The organism is Clostridium pasteurianum DSM 525 = ATCC 6013, assembly GCF_000807255.1.
Classification (GTDB): domain Bacteria; phylum Bacillota; class Clostridia; order Clostridiales; family Clostridiaceae; genus Clostridium_I; species Clostridium_I pasteurianum.
Genome location: NZ_CP009268.1, coordinates 665,464 through 685,523, shown reverse-complemented (window position 1 = coordinate 685,523; position 20,060 = coordinate 665,464). Strand labels below are relative to the sequence as shown.

At 31.8% G+C, this 20,060-nt stretch carries 15 protein-coding genes and 1 pseudogene; 1 reads left to right on the top strand and 15 read right to left on the bottom strand.

The features are described 5' to 3' along the window. Positions 1 to 20: 20 nt before the first annotated feature. The 6 genes from CLPA_RS03030 to CLPA_RS03005 form a co-directional block, all read right to left on the bottom strand. Positions 21 to 752 carry an STAS-like domain-containing protein gene (locus CLPA_RS03030; protein ID WP_152414170.1) on the bottom strand — a complete coding sequence of 244 codons (732 nt, stop codon included), beginning with the start codon at positions 750 to 752 and terminating at the stop codon, positions 21 to 23. Positions 753 to 1,035: 283 nt separating this feature from the next. After that, positions 1,036 to 2,151 (bottom strand): 4-hydroxybutyrate dehydrogenase, encoded by a 1,116-nt coding sequence (locus CLPA_RS03025; protein WP_004455373.1) that lies wholly within the window; start codon positions 2,149 to 2,151, stop codon positions 1,036 to 1,038. Between the two features lie 257 nt (positions 2,152 to 2,408). Continuing rightward, positions 2,409 to 4,079, bottom strand: coding sequence for an acetolactate synthase large subunit (locus tag CLPA_RS03020; protein ID WP_004455371.1), 1,671 nt, complete (start codon positions 4,077 to 4,079; stop codon positions 2,409 to 2,411). Between the two features lie 57 nt (positions 4,080 to 4,136). Further along, positions 4,137 to 4,856 (bottom strand): amino acid ABC transporter ATP-binding protein, encoded by a 720-nt coding sequence (locus tag CLPA_RS03015; protein WP_004455370.1) that lies wholly within the window; start codon positions 4,854 to 4,856, stop codon positions 4,137 to 4,139. After that, complete coding sequence (locus CLPA_RS03010) at positions 4,853 to 5,503, bottom strand: amino acid ABC transporter permease (protein ID WP_004455369.1); 651 nt, start codon at positions 5,501 to 5,503, stop codon at positions 4,853 to 4,855. The genes CLPA_RS03015 and CLPA_RS03010 overlap by 4 nt, the downstream gene beginning before the upstream one ends. Positions 5,504 to 5,513: 10 nt before the next feature. Next, positions 5,514 to 6,287, bottom strand: coding sequence for a transporter substrate-binding domain-containing protein (locus tag CLPA_RS03005; RefSeq protein ID WP_004455368.1), 774 nt, complete (start codon positions 6,285 to 6,287; stop codon positions 5,514 to 5,516). A gap of 362 nt (positions 6,288 to 6,649) precedes the next feature. Between CLPA_RS03005 and CLPA_RS03000 the strand changes: the two genes are divergently transcribed. Then, on the top strand, positions 6,650 to 7,759 hold the full coding sequence (locus CLPA_RS03000; protein WP_004455367.1) for a GerAB/ArcD/ProY family transporter: 1,110 nt from the start codon (positions 6,650 to 6,652) through the stop codon (positions 7,757 to 7,759). Positions 7,760 to 7,768: 9 nt separating this feature from the next. Here the strand turns inward: CLPA_RS03000 and bioB are convergent, their stop codons facing one another. The 9 genes and pseudogenes from bioB to CLPA_RS21975 all read right to left on the bottom strand — a co-directional run bounded on the left by bioB (position 7,769) and on the right by CLPA_RS21975 (position 20,052). Then, entirely contained in the window at positions 7,769 to 8,734 is a 966-nt protein-coding gene (gene bioB / locus CLPA_RS02995; RefSeq protein ID WP_004455366.1) for a biotin synthase BioB, read from the bottom strand. A gap of 352 nt (positions 8,735 to 9,086) precedes the next feature. Further along, positions 9,087 to 10,799: a methyl-accepting chemotaxis protein gene (locus tag CLPA_RS02990; protein WP_004455365.1), complete on the bottom strand. Its 1,713-nt coding sequence runs from the start codon at positions 10,797 to 10,799 to the stop codon at positions 9,087 to 9,089. Between the two features lie 617 nt (positions 10,800 to 11,416). Continuing rightward, positions 11,417 to 12,319 carry a glycerophosphodiester phosphodiesterase gene (locus CLPA_RS02985; protein WP_004455363.1) on the bottom strand — a complete coding sequence of 301 codons (903 nt, stop codon included), beginning with the start codon at positions 12,317 to 12,319 and terminating at the stop codon, positions 11,417 to 11,419. Between the two features lie 346 nt (positions 12,320 to 12,665). Further along, on the bottom strand, positions 12,666 to 14,426 hold the full coding sequence (locus tag CLPA_RS02980) for a methyl-accepting chemotaxis protein (protein WP_004455362.1): 1,761 nt from the start codon (positions 14,424 to 14,426) through the stop codon (positions 12,666 to 12,668). A gap of 296 nt (positions 14,427 to 14,722) precedes the next feature. After that, positions 14,723 to 16,435, bottom strand: coding sequence for a methyl-accepting chemotaxis protein (locus tag CLPA_RS02975; RefSeq protein WP_004455360.1), 1,713 nt, complete (start codon positions 16,433 to 16,435; stop codon positions 14,723 to 14,725). 320 nt (positions 16,436 to 16,755) lie between these two features. Then, complete coding sequence (locus tag CLPA_RS02970; RefSeq protein ID WP_004455358.1) at positions 16,756 to 18,003, bottom strand: ArnT family glycosyltransferase; 1,248 nt, start codon at positions 18,001 to 18,003, stop codon at positions 16,756 to 16,758. A 190-nt stretch (positions 18,004 to 18,193) separates the two neighbouring features. Beyond that, the gene (locus CLPA_RS21985; RefSeq protein ID WP_004455356.1) at positions 18,194 to 18,691 is read right to left on the bottom strand and encodes a GerAB/ArcD/ProY family transporter; all 498 of its coding nucleotides are present in this window, start codon (positions 18,689 to 18,691) and stop codon (positions 18,194 to 18,196) included. A 10-nt stretch (positions 18,692 to 18,701) separates the two neighbouring features. After that, positions 18,702 to 19,268 carry a GerAB/ArcD/ProY family transporter gene (locus tag CLPA_RS21980; protein ID WP_004455355.1) on the bottom strand — a complete coding sequence of 189 codons (567 nt, stop codon included), beginning with the start codon at positions 19,266 to 19,268 and terminating at the stop codon, positions 18,702 to 18,704. 206 nt (positions 19,269 to 19,474) lie between these two features. Then, a pseudogene (locus CLPA_RS21975) lies at positions 19,475 to 20,052 on the bottom strand (MFS transporter). Positions 20,053 to 20,060 lie beyond the last annotated feature (8 nt).

Below are 20,060 nucleotides of genomic sequence, written 5' to 3'. Positions count from 1 at the left end.
CAGGGAATATATTTTTATCCCTACTTAGTATTACAAACATGTTTAATCATTCCCTCTACATTTTCATTAGCATTAATGTATTGAATATGTACATTAGGGTGATTATTCTTAAATATTCTAAATAGTTCATCTGCAAAAGACTGACCAATAATAGAAATACCATCAAAATTTAATATTACCTCTTCAAACCTATCAAATCTTGTGATTAATCTCTTTGCTTGAGAACGGGATACTAATTCCATTCCTTCATATTGTAACAATTTAACTGGTACAATGGTTTTAGAAAAACCAAAATTATCATTACTATACTGATTGAATACTTCACTAATATTTCTATTTGAATTCAAGCTTATTTTCATCTCTACACAAGTACCTGTATTTTCTGGTTTACCATTATAATCCATAATCCAGTCAGAATCATGTTTACTAGTAAAAAATAATCCTTGAGAAAGAATTCTAAACTCATCAAACATTCTTGATGAAAAAAATATTCCCTCTCCAGAATGTCTATCTGGATCAGAAGTAAGCTTCCCCTTAGATAATTCCAGTATCGATTGCTTAGGATCTGATAAATTAAAATGCTCTTGTATTTTATTAAATATACCAATACCTTTATCTATTATCATCATTGATATCCACTGAGCAGTATATTTTATAGAAACAATTGCAGTATCTGACTCTGAGTGATCAATAACATTATTAAACATCTCTGTAAAACCATATTCACAGATTGACTTTATATTGTTTCTCAATTCAGGTAAAAAATGCTATAATATATAACTTATACCAATAATATGACAATATATAATCTATGTCAATATAAAAACTTGTTTTGTAAATTTACCTTAATTACAATTATAATTATGCAAACATATAATTATATATTTGTCCATATATACATTTTTTATTCATATATAAAGCTCAATATACTTATAGTTATAACAAGATATCCATTTATTAGATACATTTACTACCAGCACTTTTCCCATTTGATATTTGATATTTGATATTTGTTCTTTGAACTTTACACTTTAATTAATAAAGCCCCTCATATATCCCATATACAGTTTCTCTTGTAAGCTCTGTATAGTTATTTGCCATAAGACGTCCCTGCTTTGTCATGACACTTTCAGTAAAGTCCTTTAATTCTTCCTTAGGAATTCCGTACTCTCTAAGCTGTTTCTTTGGAATAAGTACATTTAACAGTTCTTCTATTTCAGAGTAGACGGCTTCTTCACTGCATCCCAATATCTGTGCAAGAAAAGCATTTAATTTTTTTATATTTCCCTCCGGTTTAAGGGCTTCATAGGTTTTAAATACTCCTGTAAACATCTGATAATTGGCTTCTCCATGAGGAACATGATAATTGGCTCCTAGAGGATAACTCATGGCATGTACTGCACCGCAGCCTGCATTTCCAAAGGCAATTCCTGCATAATTACTTGCCAGTAGAAAATCTTTAAGAATAGGTATTCTAGCTTCTGGTCCATTGTCTCTTACCCTTTGATAACCTTTTAATATCATTTCCATTGCCTTATAGGAAAACATCTCTGTATAAGCTGTAGCCTTTGGTGAAACACTGGATTCAATGGCATGTATCAGTGCATCTATAGAACTTGTAGCAAAGAATTCAAAAGGAAGCTCTTTTAAAAGCTCTGGAATCATAACTGCGTAATCTGCATATATCTCATCTACTGCAAGTCCTAATTTTGTGTGCTTTGCCTTTAATTCTAGAATAGAAATGTTTGTTACTTCACTGCCAGTGCCGCAGGTAGTTGGAATCAATATAAGTTCCTTATCCTTTATGAATTCAAGCTTGTGTTCAAATAAATCCACTACAGGGGAAATATTTTTTAGTGCAAACAATTTTGAAACATCCAAAACACTTCCCCCGCCAATACCTATTACTCTCTTATAGGGAATATCCTTTACGTCTTCATACAGTGATTCTACCATTTCATCACTGGGTTCACCCTTGCCATATTTTCTTAGAAAAATAATATTGGACTTCAGATTAAAATTTTTAAAATAACTATTATAAGTGTGTTCACTGGTAATAATTAAATCTTCTTTTCTAAGATTAAAACTATTTATAAATTCTTCACAGCTGTCAAAAGTGTGAATTTCCGGCTTGATAGATAATTCTTTCATGATAATCCCCTCCAATTATTAATGCAATTTGTGAAATATTCCCTATTCGCCTCATTGAAGCAAGTTCTTATTCAGGTGGGGATTCTTTTACCCCATCTGAATTTTAGAACTGCGAATGCATGGCTTACTTGGCGTTGAACTCCAACTTTAGGAAGAGGGAGACTTACGCCAAGTTAGTCAGGTTAAAATTGAGATATCTATAATTATAGCTAAAATTTAAGCTCAGTGAAAGTTATCCTTTCGCTAAGCTTAAATAATTAACAAAAACTCTTACATACTTCCTGTAAATGTTTTGTAAGTTTTACATTTTCACCATAGTCCACTCTACAGTCAATTATTACTGGCACAGTCTGTTTAAAAGCCTCTTCAAGAGTAGGAATTAGCTCCTCTGCCTTTTCTATGCGATAGCCTTTTCCATACATACTTTCAGCCATCTTTACAAAGTCAGGATTTGTAAAATCTACACTGCAGGTCTTTCCATATTGATCCTGCTGTTTCCATTTTATAAGACCGTAGCTGCTGTCATTGAATATTAAAACTACAATTGCAGTTCCTATACGAAGGGCTGTCTCCAATTCCTGATTGTTCATCATGAAACCGCCGTCTCCCACTATAGCTAGTACCTTTTTATCTGGATTTATAAGCTTTGCTGCAATTGCACCAGGAACCCCTATCCCCATGGTAGCAAAACCATTTGAAATTATACAAGTGTTTGGTTTATAGCAATTGTAGTGTCTTGCTATCCACATCTTGTGAGCCCCTACATCAGAGATTACAATATCATCCTCTCCCATTACTTTTCTCACATCATTTAAAATCTTCTGAGGCTTCATTGGGAAAGAATTATCCTCTGCATAGCTTTCATGTTCTGCAAACATTTTTTCTTTGATTTCAATAGCCCTTACCGGTTCTACTTTTCTTGAAGTTCTTCTCATTATGTCATAAAGAGAATCTGAAATCTCTCCTACAATCTCCACTGCTGGTTGATAAAGTTTGTTAATATGAGCTGGTCTTGTATCAATATGAATAATTTTACTTTTACCATTTTTATTCCATTTAGCAGGAGCATATTCTACAATGTCATAACCAATGGCAATTACAAGATCTGATTCTTCAATAATTTCATTTACATAGTCCTTTTGTGGAATACCAATTGTCCACATGGAATATTTATTGTCAAAAGGAATAATCCCCTTTGCCATCATTGTATTTATTACAGGTATTTTAAGTTTATTTGCAAAATCTGTAACCGCATGAGCAGCTTTGTTACGAATAGCACTGCAGCCTGCTAGTATTACAGGATTTTCTGCCTGAAAAATTTCTCCAGCTGCTTCTTCAATGCTTGTAAGGTTTGCAAGTTCTACTGGCTGAGTCTTTTTTTCAAGAGGTTTTTCGCAGGCACTTACAGGCATCTTTGCAATATTTACAGGAAGATCAATATGACAAGCTCCCGGCTTTTCACTTTCAGCATACTTAAAAGCAATTCTAACAATTTCACTTACAGTATCTGGGCGCACAATCTGCTTGCTTCTCTTTGTTATAGGCTCAAACATTTTGCAAAGATCAAGGAACTGATGAGATGTAATATGCATTCTCTCGGTACCTACCTGTCCTGTAATGGCAACTACAGGAGCACCATCACTGTCTGCATCTGCTACCCCTGTTACCAGGTTAGTAGCACCAGGCCCCAAGGTTGACAGGCACACCCCTGCATTTCCTGTAAGTCTTCCATAGACATCTGCCATAAAGGCAGCCCCCTGTTCATGACGGGTAGTAATAAATTCAATACTTGAATCTGCAATAGCATTCATTACTTCCAGATTTTCTTCTCCTGGAATACCAAAAATATATTTTACACCTTCTGCTTCAAGGCATTTTACTAGCATCTGTGCTGTATTTAAATTTACTTCCTTTTTATTTTCTCCCATAATAACAAACTTCCTTTTACTTATATTTTTTTTGGGTTTTTATATTTTTTTACATTTTTATATTTTTCTCAAGAAATCTTGAGTTCTTGAATTTTTAGGATTTGAGAATATATCCTCGGGTTTACCTTCTTCTACTATATTTCCATCTGCCATAAAGATGACTCTGTCTGATACTTCTCTCGCAAAGCCCATTTCATGAGTAACCACTACCATAGTCATACCCTCTTTTGCAAGGTCCTTCATAACCTTTAAAACTTCCCCTACCATCTCAGGGTCTAGTGCAGAAGTAGGTTCGTCAAATAGCATTATTTCAGGATTCATAGCCAGTGCCCTTGCAATAGCTACTCTTTGTTTTTGTCCTCCAGAGAGTTTTTCTGGATACACCTGGGCTTTCTCCTTAAGTCCTACTTTATCAAGAAGACTTAATGCCTTTTCCTTAGCTTCAACTTTACTCAATTTCTTAAGTAAAACTGGTGCCAGTGTTATATTTTCAAGTACAGTTAAGTGAGGAAACAAGTTAAAGGATTGGAATACCATACCAATATTTTCTCTCAATTTATTTATATTTATCTTATTGTCAACTAGACTCTGATCTTTTACCAGCACATCTCCTTCAGTAATTTCCTCCAGCCCATTAAGGCATCTTAAAAGTGTACTTTTACCAGAACCTGAGGGTCCTATAAGACATAATACTTCACTTTTATCTATAGTTAAATTAATTCCATCTAATACAAGCAAATCCCCATATTTCTTTTTAAGCTTCTTAATCTTTATCATACTTTAAGCCTCCTTTCAATGTTTCTGGATAAGACAGTCAATATCATAATCAAAATGAAATACATTATTCCTACTACAGACCATATCTGAAAAGATTTGAAAGTAGAGGCTATAATAATCTCACCGCTTTGAGTCAATTCCTGTATACCTATTACAGATAAAATAGATGTATCCTTTAAGGATATTATAAATTGATTTATAAGGGCAGGAACCATTCTCCTCACTGCCTGAGGTAAAATTATCTTCGTCATGGATTTTCCGTAAGGTAAACCAAGACTTCTAGCTGCCTCCATCTGTCCCTTATCTATAGATAGAATACCAGCTCTGAATATTTCAGCCATATAAGCCCCTGCATTAAAGCTTATGGCTATTATACCAGCTGTCAATGCATTGATTTTAAAGTCCAGTACTGCAGGCAATCCAAAATATATAAAAAATGCTTGTACTATAAGAGGAGTTCCCCTTACTATATCTATATATATAATCGCTATTATTTTTAAAACTTTATTGCGGCTTATATTCATAAGTCCTATTATTAGCCCTATTATAATGGCAATAATTAAGGATATTACTGTAATTTCAATAGTAACCCTTAAGCCATCAAAAAGAGTGGGCAAACTTTGCTTTATAAGTAATTCTGTGTTCAAAAAATCACTCCTATTTCTTAATATATTTAGCTATAATTTCATCATACTGTCCACTTGTTTGTATTTTCTTTAATCCTTCATTAAATTTATCTAAAAGCTCTTTGTTTTTCCCCTTATTAACTGCAAATCCATAATGTTCTGTAGTCAATTTATCTCCCACAAGTTTTAAGCCTTGATCTGGATTTTCACTTATGCTATAAGCCATTACAGGGTAATCTTCAAAGTCTGCTGCAGCATTGCCGTTTTTTACCTCTTGAAGTACAGAGGGAGTATCATCAAAATATCTTATAGTAAAGTTATACTTTCCCCTATTTTTTTCAGCAAAGATTGCACCAGAAGTACCTTTTTTAGCTGCAATGGTTTTTCCCTTTAAATCCTCCATAGTTTTTATAGAAGTTTCACTTTCCCTAACTACCATTCCAACACCGGAATCATAATATGGGTCACTAAAATCCATTATTTTCTTTCTTTCATCAGTTATAGTCATACCTGTAATAGCACCATCTACCTGATTTGAAGCTAATGCAAGCAGTATACCTTTAAAGTTCATAGGTTTTAATTCAACGTCAAAATTTTCCTCTTTTGCAATAGCATTTAATATATCTATATCTATCCCTATGTATTTGTCATCCTTTTTAAATTCAAAAGGTGGAAATGTAATATCAGTTGCTATAATATACTTCTTCTTTCCATTAGCCTGTACTGATGAACTGCCGCAGCCAGTTAAAAGTGCTGTAGTGAAGATGGCAAGGGCAGTTACTGCTGCCATAATTTTTTTCTTCATAATAGTTTTTTCCTCCAATTTTATTAGTAACAAACTAAAACATTAGAAAGCACATTTCTAATGTTCTATAGTTTAATTATAAATACCAACCACAGTATTCTATAAAAATCTACATATTAATTTATTAATTCCATAAAAATATTTATAAAATTTATAGAATAATTAATTTAGCTGGTTTTTTATTGTAAAACCAGAAATGTTTTAGTGTTCTATATTTTGAGCTTCAATATCATTTTTAAAATATCAATTTAAAAATTAATAAACTTCATCCTTTTGTGGAATAATAATCTTGAATTTACATTAATGAGATTAATAACAACAATGTTGATAATAAATAAGGGATACAAGGAGGAAATGATGCCATGAAGGAAAAAATAACTTCCTATGAATTTTTAATATTGATGTTTTTAGTTCCCTATGGAACTGCAAGCTTATTTTTTATGGCATCAGATACAAAAAATGATGTGTGGATTGCATTGATATTTTATTCTTTGGTTTCCATACCCATTCAGATGATCTACATAAGTCTGTTTAACAAATATCCCAATGATTCTCCAGTAACTTATTTGCCAAAAATATTTGGAAAATACATAGGATTCATTTTAAGCATATTGTATATATGGTTTTTTGCCTATGATGCCTCAAGAGATTTAAGGGATTTCATAGAACTTACAGCCTCTTTTTCTCTCATAAGACTGCCTATGTATATAACTGGAGCAGTTTTTGTCACAGCAATTATATATAATGTCTACAAGGGGATTGAAAACATAGGAAATATGGCACAGATAGCTTTTCTAATTGTTGCATTTTCCTCTTTTTGCATTTTGTTACTTGCTTATATTACAGACCCCAATATTAGAATACAAAGTATATTACCAATTATACACAGTGGCTTTGTATCCCTAGTTACAAGTGGCTGGAAACTCAGTATGTTTCCCTATGGAGAATTTGTAGTCATGACTATGTTCTATCCCTTTGTACTCCAAAGGAGCAAATTGAGAAAAGCTGTAATTTTCTCCTCAATTCTAGAGGGACTATTTTTAGCTGTAAACAATATTTTATTTATAGTAACTTTAGGCTTCGAATTTGCCAACACCAATGACTATCCTCTTCTTGAAACCCTTAGATGGATACACATTGGAGATTTTTTAAATAGATTGGACATAATATTTCTGGTGGTTTTAACGCTGGGAGGATTTTTTAAGATATCCATACTCATATATGCAGCAGCTCTTGGAATTGAACAGCTGTTCAATTTTAAGCATTGGGGAATACTCTGCAGTATACTAGGAGTCCTGATACTAATTACTTCACTTATAATGGCAAGAGATAATCCAGAACATTTAAATATAGGATGGAATATAGGCTTAAAATATATTTTTCCCCAGTTTGTAATACTAATTCCCCTGGCAGCCCTTATAACCCATTATATAAAGTTATTCTTACAGAAAAAAAATCGTAACTATGAATGACATGGAAGTTTAGACTACTTCCATGCCAACTTCCTTTATCATCTTTATATCGTCTTCAATTTTATTTCCCACAGTAGTAAGATAGTTTCCTGAAATAGTGGCATTGGCTCCTGCTCTAAGGCAGTCTTGTCCCTCTTTAGCTATAAGACTTCTTCCTCCTGCCAGTCTTATTTGACTTTTTGGATTTATAAATCTAAATACTGCTATGGTTCTAAGTATCTCTTCATCTGTAAGGGACTTTGCATCTTCAAGAGGAGTACCCTTTACTGGATTCAATACATTTACTGGAATGGAGTATACCTGAAGTTTTTGAAGCTCCATAGCCATTTTTATTCTATCCTCTATAGTTTCTCCCATACCTATAATTCCACCGGAGCACACCCTAAGGCCCGCTTTTTTTGCCGCTTCTATAGTTTCTATTCTCTCCTCATAGCTGTGAGTTGTGCATATTTTACCGTAGTAATCCCGACTGGTTTCCAGATTGTGATGATACATAGTTATGCCCGTTCCCTTTAATTCTTCCAGCTGTTCTTCAGTTATGATTCCAAGAGAAGCACAGAGATCCATCTTTACTTCATCTCTCAGGGTACTGTATATTTTTATTGCTCTTTTAAACTCCTCTCCTGTGAGAGCTCTTCCACTGGTAACCAGTGAAAATCTGTTTACACCACAGCTTTCATTTTCTTTTGCAAGCTTAACAGCCTCTTCTTCCCCTACCAGATCATATTCCTGTACATTTGTCTTGTAGTGAGCAGATTGAGCACAGTACTTACAGTCCTCAGTACACTTACCAGATTTAGCATTCATTATGGAACATATATCTACAACTTTACCATTGAATTTATCCCTTATTCTATCTGCCGCAGTTATGAGCTCTTTAAAATCTTCAGTTTTTGCCAGTTCCAAAGCCTCTTCATAGTTTATCAGTTGTCCTTCATTTATCTTTTTCTCCAATTTTGAAATTATATTATCCATATATTCCCCTCCGCCTGATTATATTTTAAAATAAATTTTAACCTGACTAACTTGGCGTAAGTCTCCAACTCTTCAAGTGGGAGTTCGACGCCAAGTAAGCCATGCATTTGCAGTTCTAAAATTCAGATAGCGTAAAAGAATCCCTACCTGAATTAAGAACTTGCTTCAATTATCAAATTAAATGTATGCACTGCTTTTCGTAAACCATATATATAAATACAGTTAACAATTAATATAATAATATATAAATTATTAATTTTTGTCAAATAAAAAAACTCTATATCAATATCTTATAAGCTTAATAACTTCTAAAAGCTTTTCCCACGATATCTAATATAGAGTGAATTATAGTTTATATTCTAAACTTCTGTACTATTTCATTGAGTTTTTGTGCCAGTTCCGCCTGATTCTCAGAAGTTTTAGCCACTTGTTCTACTCCTTGAGTTGCATCATTCATATTGGACTTAATGGTTTCCATACTTCCAGAGGATTTTTCAGCTATGACAGCTGTATTCTGTATGGCCTCAGCCACTTGTCCCACTGTAGCAGTTATTTCCTCTGTCATAGCTGCTATTTCTTCATTAATAGAACTTATAAAGTTTGAATCGTTATAGTATTCATTTGCCATATTTAAAAACTCTTCAAATTGGGAATTTACATCTTCATTTATAAATTTAAGTACATCATTGCCATTGTCTGAAAGGTTTTTACAGGCTGTCTGAACTTTTGAAGTGGTATCCTTTATCCCTGCTACTGCCTGAGAAGACTGCTCTGCCAGCTTTCTTACTTCTTCAGCCACTACGGCAAATCCCTTTCCATGTTCCCCAGCTCTTGCTGCTTCAATAGCTGCATTAAGAGCTAATAGATTTATCTGCTCAGCTATATCCGCTATAGTATCAGAAGTTACTTCTATATTCTCTACTACCTTTGCATCTTCAATGGCCCTCAATATATTAATTCTTTTTTCTTCATATATCTTTCTTACAGCTTGCACTGATTGATTTCCTTTAATTTGTACCTGCTGGGATTTTTCCTTGGCCTGTGCTACATTATTACTGCCTTCCATACATTTTTCCGATAACTGATTAATGCTTGCATCTACTTCCTGAATGGATGCACTTATTTCTTCTGAAGCAGCACTGGTTTCCTGAACTGATCCCGTTACTTCTTTAGTAGCCGCATCTATATTTTCAAAACTTGCAATAACCTCTTGTGTCATGGCAGAAAGTTCTTCACTGGCCGCAGACATATCCTGGGAGTTGTCCATTATGTGTTTTACAAGCTCTTTTACATTTTTCTGTGCTGTATTAAGGGCTATTCCAGTCTGTGAAAACTCATCTCTACCAGTTATAGGTATGGCCTCTGAAAAATCATACTGTGAAAGTCTTTCAGCCAAACCTCTTATTTTTATAAGGGGAGTTAGTATTTCTTTAGTTAAGATTACAGCTAAAACCGTTGCTATAATGGCTCCTGCTATAATACTTATTATAACTTTCAAATTTGCAGCACTATAGGTCTGATGGTTATCCTCATTAGTTTGTTTTGCCCAATTTACATTTAATTTTACTATTTTGTCTATATTATTAAACATAGGTTTCCATTTATCATAAAAATTTTCATATTGTATTATAGCTTCATCATAATTTTTATTATTAATTAAAGCTATAAGTTTTTCTTCCTCTTCAGTAAAGACCTTCATTTGAGTTTCATATTCAGAAAATAATGCTTTATCCTCTTTATTATATATAAGTTTACTATATGTATTAATATATCCTTTGCTTATGTCCATGTTTTCCTGAGTATTTTTTAATATGTCTTCTTTTTTACTGTCATCTCTCACATATATTAATTGTAATATATTGCTGTTTATTGCCGCCAGATTTTCCTGGGTATCCAGCATCATCTGAATACTCTGTAATCTCTGAGTATACATATTCTCTGAATTCAAATTTGATCTTCTCAGATAAGTATTACCTATAATGCCCACCAGTACAATTAATAATAACATAATTAAAAAAGCCCCGCCTAGCTTTTTTCCCACCTTAACTTTTCTCAATGCTTTCATTATTGTCCTCCAATTTACAATATTTTTAGTAAAATAAATATTTTTTAGTAATTATTATAACATATAATGCTTTTCAATTTAGGTAAAAAGATTAGTCCTTTACAGCTAACTCTATAATTATTATAACATATAATGCTTTTCAATCCAATTTCTTATATATTATATTGAATGATTTGTAACATACATATTAAATTTTCTTAAACAAAAAAGTTATTGTAAAACTCATCCCATAACTATCTTAAATTAAATACCCACAAAATATTTATTTTAACCTGACTAACTTGGCGTAAGCCTCCAACGCACTTTGTACAGTCCTCGCACCAAATTAAAATTTGGGCTCTCTACTTGCACGCTGTACAGCCCTCACACAAAATCAAAAAGAAGATTTTGGTTCTCTGCTTGCACTCTGTGAAAGCGATTCACACAAAATCAAAAAGAAGATTTTGGTTCTCTGCTTTTCTTCAAGTGGGAGCTCAACGCCAAGTAAGCCATGCATTTGCAGTTCTAAAATTCAGATGAGGTAAAAGAATCCCCACCTGAATTAAGAACTTGCTTCAATATAAAAAAAATTTAATACCAAGAATAACCGTTGGTATTAAATCCTTTTAAATTATATACTATATACTTCGAATTTTAGCTTTTTTGATATCTAATAATATAGTGGATTTATCTGTAATTATGCCATCTACATTTAAACCTATCATCTTATCCATATTTATTACATCATTTACAGTCCATACATATACATTTTTATTCATTGCATGAATGTTCTTTACCAAATTCTCTGTTACAGACTTCTCATTTAAACTATAGAAATCCACATCCACCGTAGGCAGTCTCTCATATCTTCTTGAAGCTATATAACCTGTAATTATTTTTGGGTTTTCCTCCTTCACCTGCTTAAGCACACTGTAACTTGTGGACTGAATCATACATTGATTTACAAAATTATTTTGCTCTATCATATTTACTACTTTTGTAGTTAACTCTTCAGTATTGTGATAATCCTTAATCTCTATCATGAGTTTTCTTCTATTGTTTGTGAGCTTCATAACCTCCTGCAGTGTTGGAATCCTTTCCGCCTTGTAATGAGCTTTAAAGGGCTCTCGTATTCTTAAAGTTTGAAGTTGATCATAAGTCAATCTATCTACAGTGGTGTTTATTCCCGTAAGTCTTCTTAGATTCCTATCGTGCATTAAAACTACCACACCGTCTTTAGTGAGCTGAACATCAATTTCTGCATAATCTACAGGATATTTTATAGAGCTTCTGATGGCTGTAATGGTGTTTTCAGGTTCATCCTTAGAAATACCTCTATGAGCTATTATCTTTAAATGACCTAGGCTGATTTTACTATTGAAATTCTGTAATTTTCCCTCTCTATTAAGCCTGCTTACTATATAATTTTTTTCCTGATAAATATAGGATTTTGATATAAAAACTGCTGAAAATATTATAAAAATAATTACAGTTAATACTGTTATTAGTAAATTTTTGCTTTTTAAATTGATTTTTCCCATAGACTCATCACCTCTTTTGTATAGAACAGTCGGGCATTTTTATTATAACATAGGAAAAAAGTACGAAGCTTTTCTAAATCTGATATTTGTTCTTTGAACTTTATACTTTGCTTTCCCTTCATCTTTTCCCACTAGTAAGAAATTTTAGTTGTCGTACTTATAATTATATGTATTATAATAAATTATAATCCTATTTACAATAAACTTTAATTTTATTTCAAATATTAATATTTGTATTTGTCTGATAAATTTTTTAATGAATTTCATTACAATTTTTTAATTTAGATTCAGTAATAAAAAACACTGGAAATTTTAAAAATACATTATAATTTTCCAGTGTTTTTATCTATATAGTGAATTTCTGAATTATATCATTTAATTTTTCTACAAGCTGTGCCTGATTTTGTGATGTTTCTGCTACCCGGTCCACTCCATGAGTTGCTTCATCTATACTCAATTGTATTGCATTTACTTCATCTGAGGTCTTTTGTGCAATTCCCGTCATATCTATAACTGCATCACCTACCTGACCTACAGTAGCTGTAATTTCATCTGTCATAGCTGCTATCTTTTCTGACATAGAACTTACAAAATTTGAGTCATCATAGTATTGATTTCCCATAGTACTAAAAGTTTCAAATTGTAAATGTATATCGTCATTTATAAATTTTAATATATCACTACTGTTATGAGAGATATTTTTAAAGGCTTCCTGCACCTGTAAAATAGTATCCTTTATCCCTGTTACTGCCTCTGAAGATTGCTCTGCCAGCTTTCTTACTTCATCTGCCACTACTGCAAAGCCTCTTCCATGTTCTCCTGCCCTTGCTGCCTCAATGGCTGCATTAAGAGCTAATAAATTTATCTGATCTGCTATAGATCCTATAGTATCTGACATACCATTTATATTTTCTACTACCTTTCCCGCCTCAATTGCCTTTACAATTTTCTCTTTCTTCTCAATATATATTTTTTCTACTTCTTCTATGGATTCTTTACCTTTATTTTGAACCTCACTTGCCCTTTTTTTAGATTTACTTGCATTATTACTTCCCTCCATGGCCTTTCCTGAAAGCTCCGTTATTCTAGAATCTACTTCCTCTACAGAAGCACTGATTTGTTTCGATGAGGTGCTGGTTTCTTCAATTCCACTTGTTATACCTTTTGTGGATAAAACTATATTTTCAAAATTGGCATTCAACTCCTCCACTATAGCGGAAAGTTCTTCACTGGCAGCATTCATATCCTGAGATTTATCTATAATGGTTTTAATGAGCTTTTTTACATTTTCCTGAGCTGTATTAAGGGCAGCACCTGTCTGTGAAAACTCATCTGTACCCTTTATAACTATTGGTGTAGAAAAATTATATTTAGCTAATCGTTCTGCGAAGGATCTTATTCTTGTAAGTGGTCTCGTTATTTCTCTTATGAGAATTAACGACAAAATCACTGCAGAAATAATTCCTATTATAATAAATATAAGCATAATATTGCTAGCAGTGGTTTGGACATTTTTATTATTTTCATTTTCTAATTTTGCTTCATTTACATTCAAGTCTACAAGCTTACCAATAGTATTAAACATTGGTTCCCATTCAGTATAAAGCTGTTCATATTGAGTTGAGGCTTCATCAATATTATTATTCCTGACAGCTTCTACTATATTTGTTACTATTCCTTCTCTTTTTGTATTAAAATCATTAAACTGTGATTTATATTCATTGAATAAGTTTTGCTCCTCATTGCCTTTTCTGAGCTTTTCATATTCTGCTATGTAAGAATTATTTATATCAATATCATTTTCAATGCTTTTTAAAAGGCTTGCCTTCATACCAAAATCTTTTACATATATTAATCGCAATATATTGCTGTTAATAGTTGCTAGAGTTTCCTGAGAATCTGACAGTGTATATACACTTCTTAGATTATCACTATACATATTTTCAGAATTTGAATTTGCTATTCTCAAAGAGTTCATACCTATAGTTCCTATTATTCCAACTATTAAAACTAAAATAAGAAATCCCATGGCTATTTTTGTTTTTACCTTTAATTTTAATCTTGTTTTTAATTTTATCTTTTCTTTTATCCTTTTCAGTAAATTCATTATCTTTTCTCCTTTTAAATTATTTCTTTAATACAAATATGTTTAATAGGTATTTATTTTAATTTATCGTTTGTTCATTTGTAAACTTTATGGTATTTTATAGATAAACAATTTAAATATTAAATTTTGGCTCTCTACTTTTCTATAAATTTGTATATAAGCTCTGCTGCTTTACTGAATAACGACTTACAAAAAAATAACGAGTTCTAAGTATAGAAAATATCCATGCTTAGAACTCTGCCTACAAGTTTCAACGGTAGTAAACAAAAAACTCCACCTGAAACAAAGAAATCTGTTTATATTTTAAATTTATGTACTACTTCATTTAATTTTTCTGCAAGCTGCGCCTGACTCTGGGAAGTTGTGGCTACCTGCTTTACACCTTGCACTGCTTCATTCATGCTCTGTTCTATAGATTCTATATTACTAGAAGATTTTTCTGCAATAACTGCGGTATTCTGCACTGCTTCTGTTACTTGTCCTACAGTTGCTGTAATTTCTTCTGTCATTGAAGCTATTTCGTCAGTCATAGCACTTATGAAATTAGAATCATTATAATACTGGTTTCCCATATCTCCAAAAGTTTTAAAATATCCACTTATATCTTCATTGATAAAATTCAATACATCATTACTATTATCCGAAATATTTTTGAAGGCTTCCTGTACCTTTAAAATAGTATCCTTTATACCTGAAACTGCCTCTGAGGATTGTTCAGCCAATTTTCTCACTTCCTCTGCAACTACTGCAAAGCCCCTTCCGTGTTCTCCTGCTCTTGCAGCTTCAATGGCTGCATTAAGGGCAAGAAGATTTATCTGGTCTGCTATACCTGCTATAGTATCTGACATTACTCCTATATTTTCTACTACTTTTCCATCTTCAATAGCTTTTACTATATTATTTCTCTTTTCATTATATATACCTTGTATGGTTTCTCCAGATTTTCTACCTTTATCCTGAACTTCAATTGCCTTTTCCTTGGCCTTTGATGTAATATTATTGCCCTCCATAGCTTTTTCTGACAGCTGATTGATACTGGCATCTACTTCTTCAATGGAAGCACTAATTTCTTCAGAAGAGGCACTGGTTTCTTGGACAGCACTGGTTATTTCCTTTGTAGATGAATTTATATTTTCAAAATTTGCATTCAGTTCCTGAACCATAGCAGAAAGTTCTTCACTGGAAGCATTCATATCCTGAGAATTACCCATTATACTCTTAATAAGCTCTCTTACATTGCTTTGAGCCCTGTTAAGTGAAGCAGCAGTTTTTGCAAATTCATCTTTACCTTTTATATTTATTGATGTTGAAAAATCATACTGGGCTAACTCCTCTGCAAATCCCCCTATTCTTCCCAGTGATACAATTATTGTCCTTGTAATTACAAAGCCTAAAACTACAGCAAGAACAATTCCAACTACAATAAGTATAAGCATGGTATTGCTGGCGCCTTTATAAATATTATAATTATCTGAATTGGTGTTTTTTGCATGATTATTAGCCAAATTCACTAATTTATCAATGGAATTAAACATAGGTGTCCATTTGCTTTCCATTTCCCTGTACTGGTTTGCTGCACCTTGCATATCTCCATAGTTTACAAGCTTTAATAACTTTTCCTTTTCCACTCTAAAGTCTTGAAGCTCAGAATTAAACTGATTAAACTCATTCTTTTCCTTATCAATTAAACGCATTCCAGAATACTCTTTTATGTATCCATCATTTATCTCAGTAAGGTCATTAATATTCTGTAATAATGCAGTTTTTTCACTACCACTGCTTGTACCAATCAATTCAAGCACATCTGATTTTACTTGGGTTAAATTTTGCTGCATATCTGTAAGTATATATACACTTCTAAGAGTATTACTATACATATCCTGGGAATTTCTGCTTGACACAGCTAAAGAACTCATCCCTATAATCCCTATAAGAGCAATTAATAATACTGAAACAGCAAAAGCTGCAATTATCTTGGTTCCAACTTTTATCCTTCTAAATAATTCCATATACTACCTCCTATAATTTTTTATATCTGTTATAAATAGAGTTCTTTGTTTCAGGTGGAGTTTTTTACCACCGCTGAAACCTGGAAATCGTTATCCAGGGACGTACCAGCCGTTATCTCCCACTTTGTAGAAAAGCAGAGAACAAAAATCTTTGATTTTCTGTGAATCGCTTTCGCTGTGTGCAAGCAGAGAACAAGAATCTTTGATTTTGTGTGAGGGCTGTACAGAGTGCGATGGGATTATTACATCTGGTAGTCATCGGATAAAATCCTGTACGAAAGAACTTACATTAATCTTCAGATAAATACCTATATAAATTTCTACTTACTAATAAAATTTAAATTTCTAACTTTAAACCATATTTTCGCCAACAATCCTGTTAAGAAATACAGTGCTATAAATATAACCGGAAAAGAATATCTTCCCTGTCCCTCTGTAATGAAATATACTGATGCAAACATATAAAAACATATGATTCCATAAAGAGTAAAGGATTCTATAGGATTTTTTCTAATGAGATTTAAAATTATTTTTACACTGCTTATGATTATTAAAATTATAGCAGGAATAAATAGTATATTTCTTGCAATATTAGCATAACTTATAAAAACATACTCTAACCCTTTACTAAGACCGGCCCCGTTAAGAGCATATATTACATCATCTCCTACAAAATATGTGTTGAATAATCTCTTAAAGCCTAGTTCTATAAACTTACCTGGATTATTCTTTATCCATTTTTTAGCTGCATTGCTGAGCATTTTATTTTTTTCTGTAGCATTTGCCTTTTTATATTCATCAGTATTTACAACAGAATTTTCCACATCAGCAGCAGCCATCCATCTCCCATAATCATTCTGTGAATTATTGTTTATGTATAAAACTATACCGCCATTATTGGATATAAAGGTGAATTGTCCCATTAGTTTTGTATTTCTATATATCCAAGGTGAAATAGCTATAAAGCTTACGATAAATATTACAGCAGTGTGTTTTACTACCTTTGAAAATTTTACCTTTGATAAGAGTTCTACTAGAAATATGGCTAGAAAAAATACCATAAAAAAGGGTTTTATCATAGAATTTACTGCTACCAAAGCACCTATAAGTACATATTTATAGTTAATATTGCTATAATATATCAATGTAATTAAAAGAAAAAGTGTTGTAAATAATATTTCTGTACAGAGTATACTATTATAAAAAATATTGCTTGGGAATAGTACAAACAACAAGTATACAATCTTACGTACTTCATCCTTTAAAGGCAATTTCATTATTAATTTATAAAATATAAGGTAACTTAATGCAGTTAAAATTACATTAAAAATCTTGGCGGTAATAATACTGCTTCCAAATATTTTGTATATAAATCCTAAAATTATTGAATATCCTACTGAGGTATAGGTATCTCCCCACTGACCTCCTGCGGCTATTTGCTTTGCCAATTCATTATAATATTTAAAATCTGAAAAGGGTTCCGTCTTTATAAATACGATCCAAAGAACTGAAAGTATTATTCCAATCAGAGCCACTATAGTATAATAATTATGCTTAAACTTTCTCATTTTTTTCTCCTTGCCATTTTTTCCTTTAGAAATGTATAATCTAGAATACATTTCTTTTGCATAATTTATATTTTATCACAAACTATAGATAAAAAACTACAATTATAAGTATTACATTAAATAAGCAATATGAAAAGTCTAAAAACAAGTAATATAATATTTTCCTGCTTGTATAAATTTATTTTTAAAATTATTTTTTTATCAATCCTTTTACATGATAAATTATAAGAGATAATAGTGGAATAATAATATAAAGAGGTATAGATATATATATCACCATAAAATTCCAACCAATATTTAAATGTTCTGGATTATTTCTTGCCATTATCAATGATGTAATTATTATAAATACTCCTAATATGATACACAAAAGTCCCCAATTTTTAAACTTAAACATCTGTGAAATTCCTAGTGCTGATGCATACATAAGTATAGATATTTTAAAAAATCCTCCTAACGTTAAAATTATTACAAATATTGTATCAAGCCTGTTTAAAAAATCACCAATATGCACTAGTCTAAGAGCTTCAAGCAAAGGATAATCAGTGGAAATGGCAAATTCATATCCCAAAGTTACTATAAACAAAATACTATTCAATATAAGAAATATTACTTCCAAAATTACTGTAGAAATAACAATTTTTTTTAATTTAGTTCTTTGTATTAGAAAAGGATATAACATAGTCATAGTTATATATTCACCATAAGGAAACATAGAAAAGCAATGCTATAAAGTCCATATGTAAAATAGGCAGCAAGTTATAAAATTTTAAAGTATGTCCAGTTATATATAATAATATAAAAATAATACTACTGGAAAATGTCATAATTATAAGACACATCTGTGCCATACTTCCTATATTCTCAATTCCTTTATAAACACTATAGGTAATGACAATTGTAAAAACTGATGCTGTTACATATGTAGGCATCCTCATAAGTGAAAAAGATGATATAAGCTCAGTAAAGTCTCTCAAATCTCTGGCAGCATCATAGGCGAAAAACCATATATATATAATACTTAAAATAAAACCAATATATTGGCCATATATTTTGGGTAAATATGTTACTATAGAATCCTCAGGGTATTTATTAAAAAGATTTACATAGATCATTTGAAGAATTATAGAAACCAATGCATAAAACAATAATGCAACCCAAATGTCATTTTTAGCATCTGGAGTTAGGAAAAACAAGCTTGCAGTTCCATAGGACACAAAAAACATTATTGATAAAAATTGATATGATGTTAATTTTTCTTTCATATGCTAATCTCCTAACTTAAACTCTCATTTATAAAATTATATATATATAATTTTTCCAAAGATACATAAATTATTTATTACAATATCAAAAAGTAAATTCACCCCAATGTATTTAATATATTAAGTACAAACAAAAACATATTAAACATAAAAAAATTCTTCCTCAATATCACTAAATGTGAATCATGAGGAAGCAATTTATATTATTATCTTAACTTAATATTTTCTCTAACCAATTTATTCTTTTGTTGTTTCACTTTAGGGAAAAGAGTAATCATTGAAATAATGAAAGCTCCTATTATAATTCCCCCTGCCACAAGAAAAGTATAATGTATTCCAGAAACAATACTTGCGGGATCTGACTTGCTTATGGATTTAGTATTGGTAAAAAAATAAAATAAAGCTCCCATTAGTGCCGCTCCAGTAGTTTGTCCTATAGTACGTGACAAATTAAGCAGTGCTGAAGCAAGGCCTCTCTCTTCCGATTTTGCAGAGGATATTATAGATGCATTATTGGGTGTTTGAAAAAATGCCAGACATCCATTAAATACAAAGATGTAGATAGTCCACACATTAAAGATGCCAAGGTAAAGATTATAACCCCCAATATAAAAATAGTTTTCTTTCCAAATACATCCCCAATACGTCCTATTCCAACAATGAGGGAAGTTACTGCCAAAAGATAACTGAGAGCTATCCACTGAACACTGGCAAAATTTGCCTTGAGAGACTTTGCAACAGTAGGCAAGGCAATATTAACTATATTAGTATCTATTGCCGCCATCAGCGTTG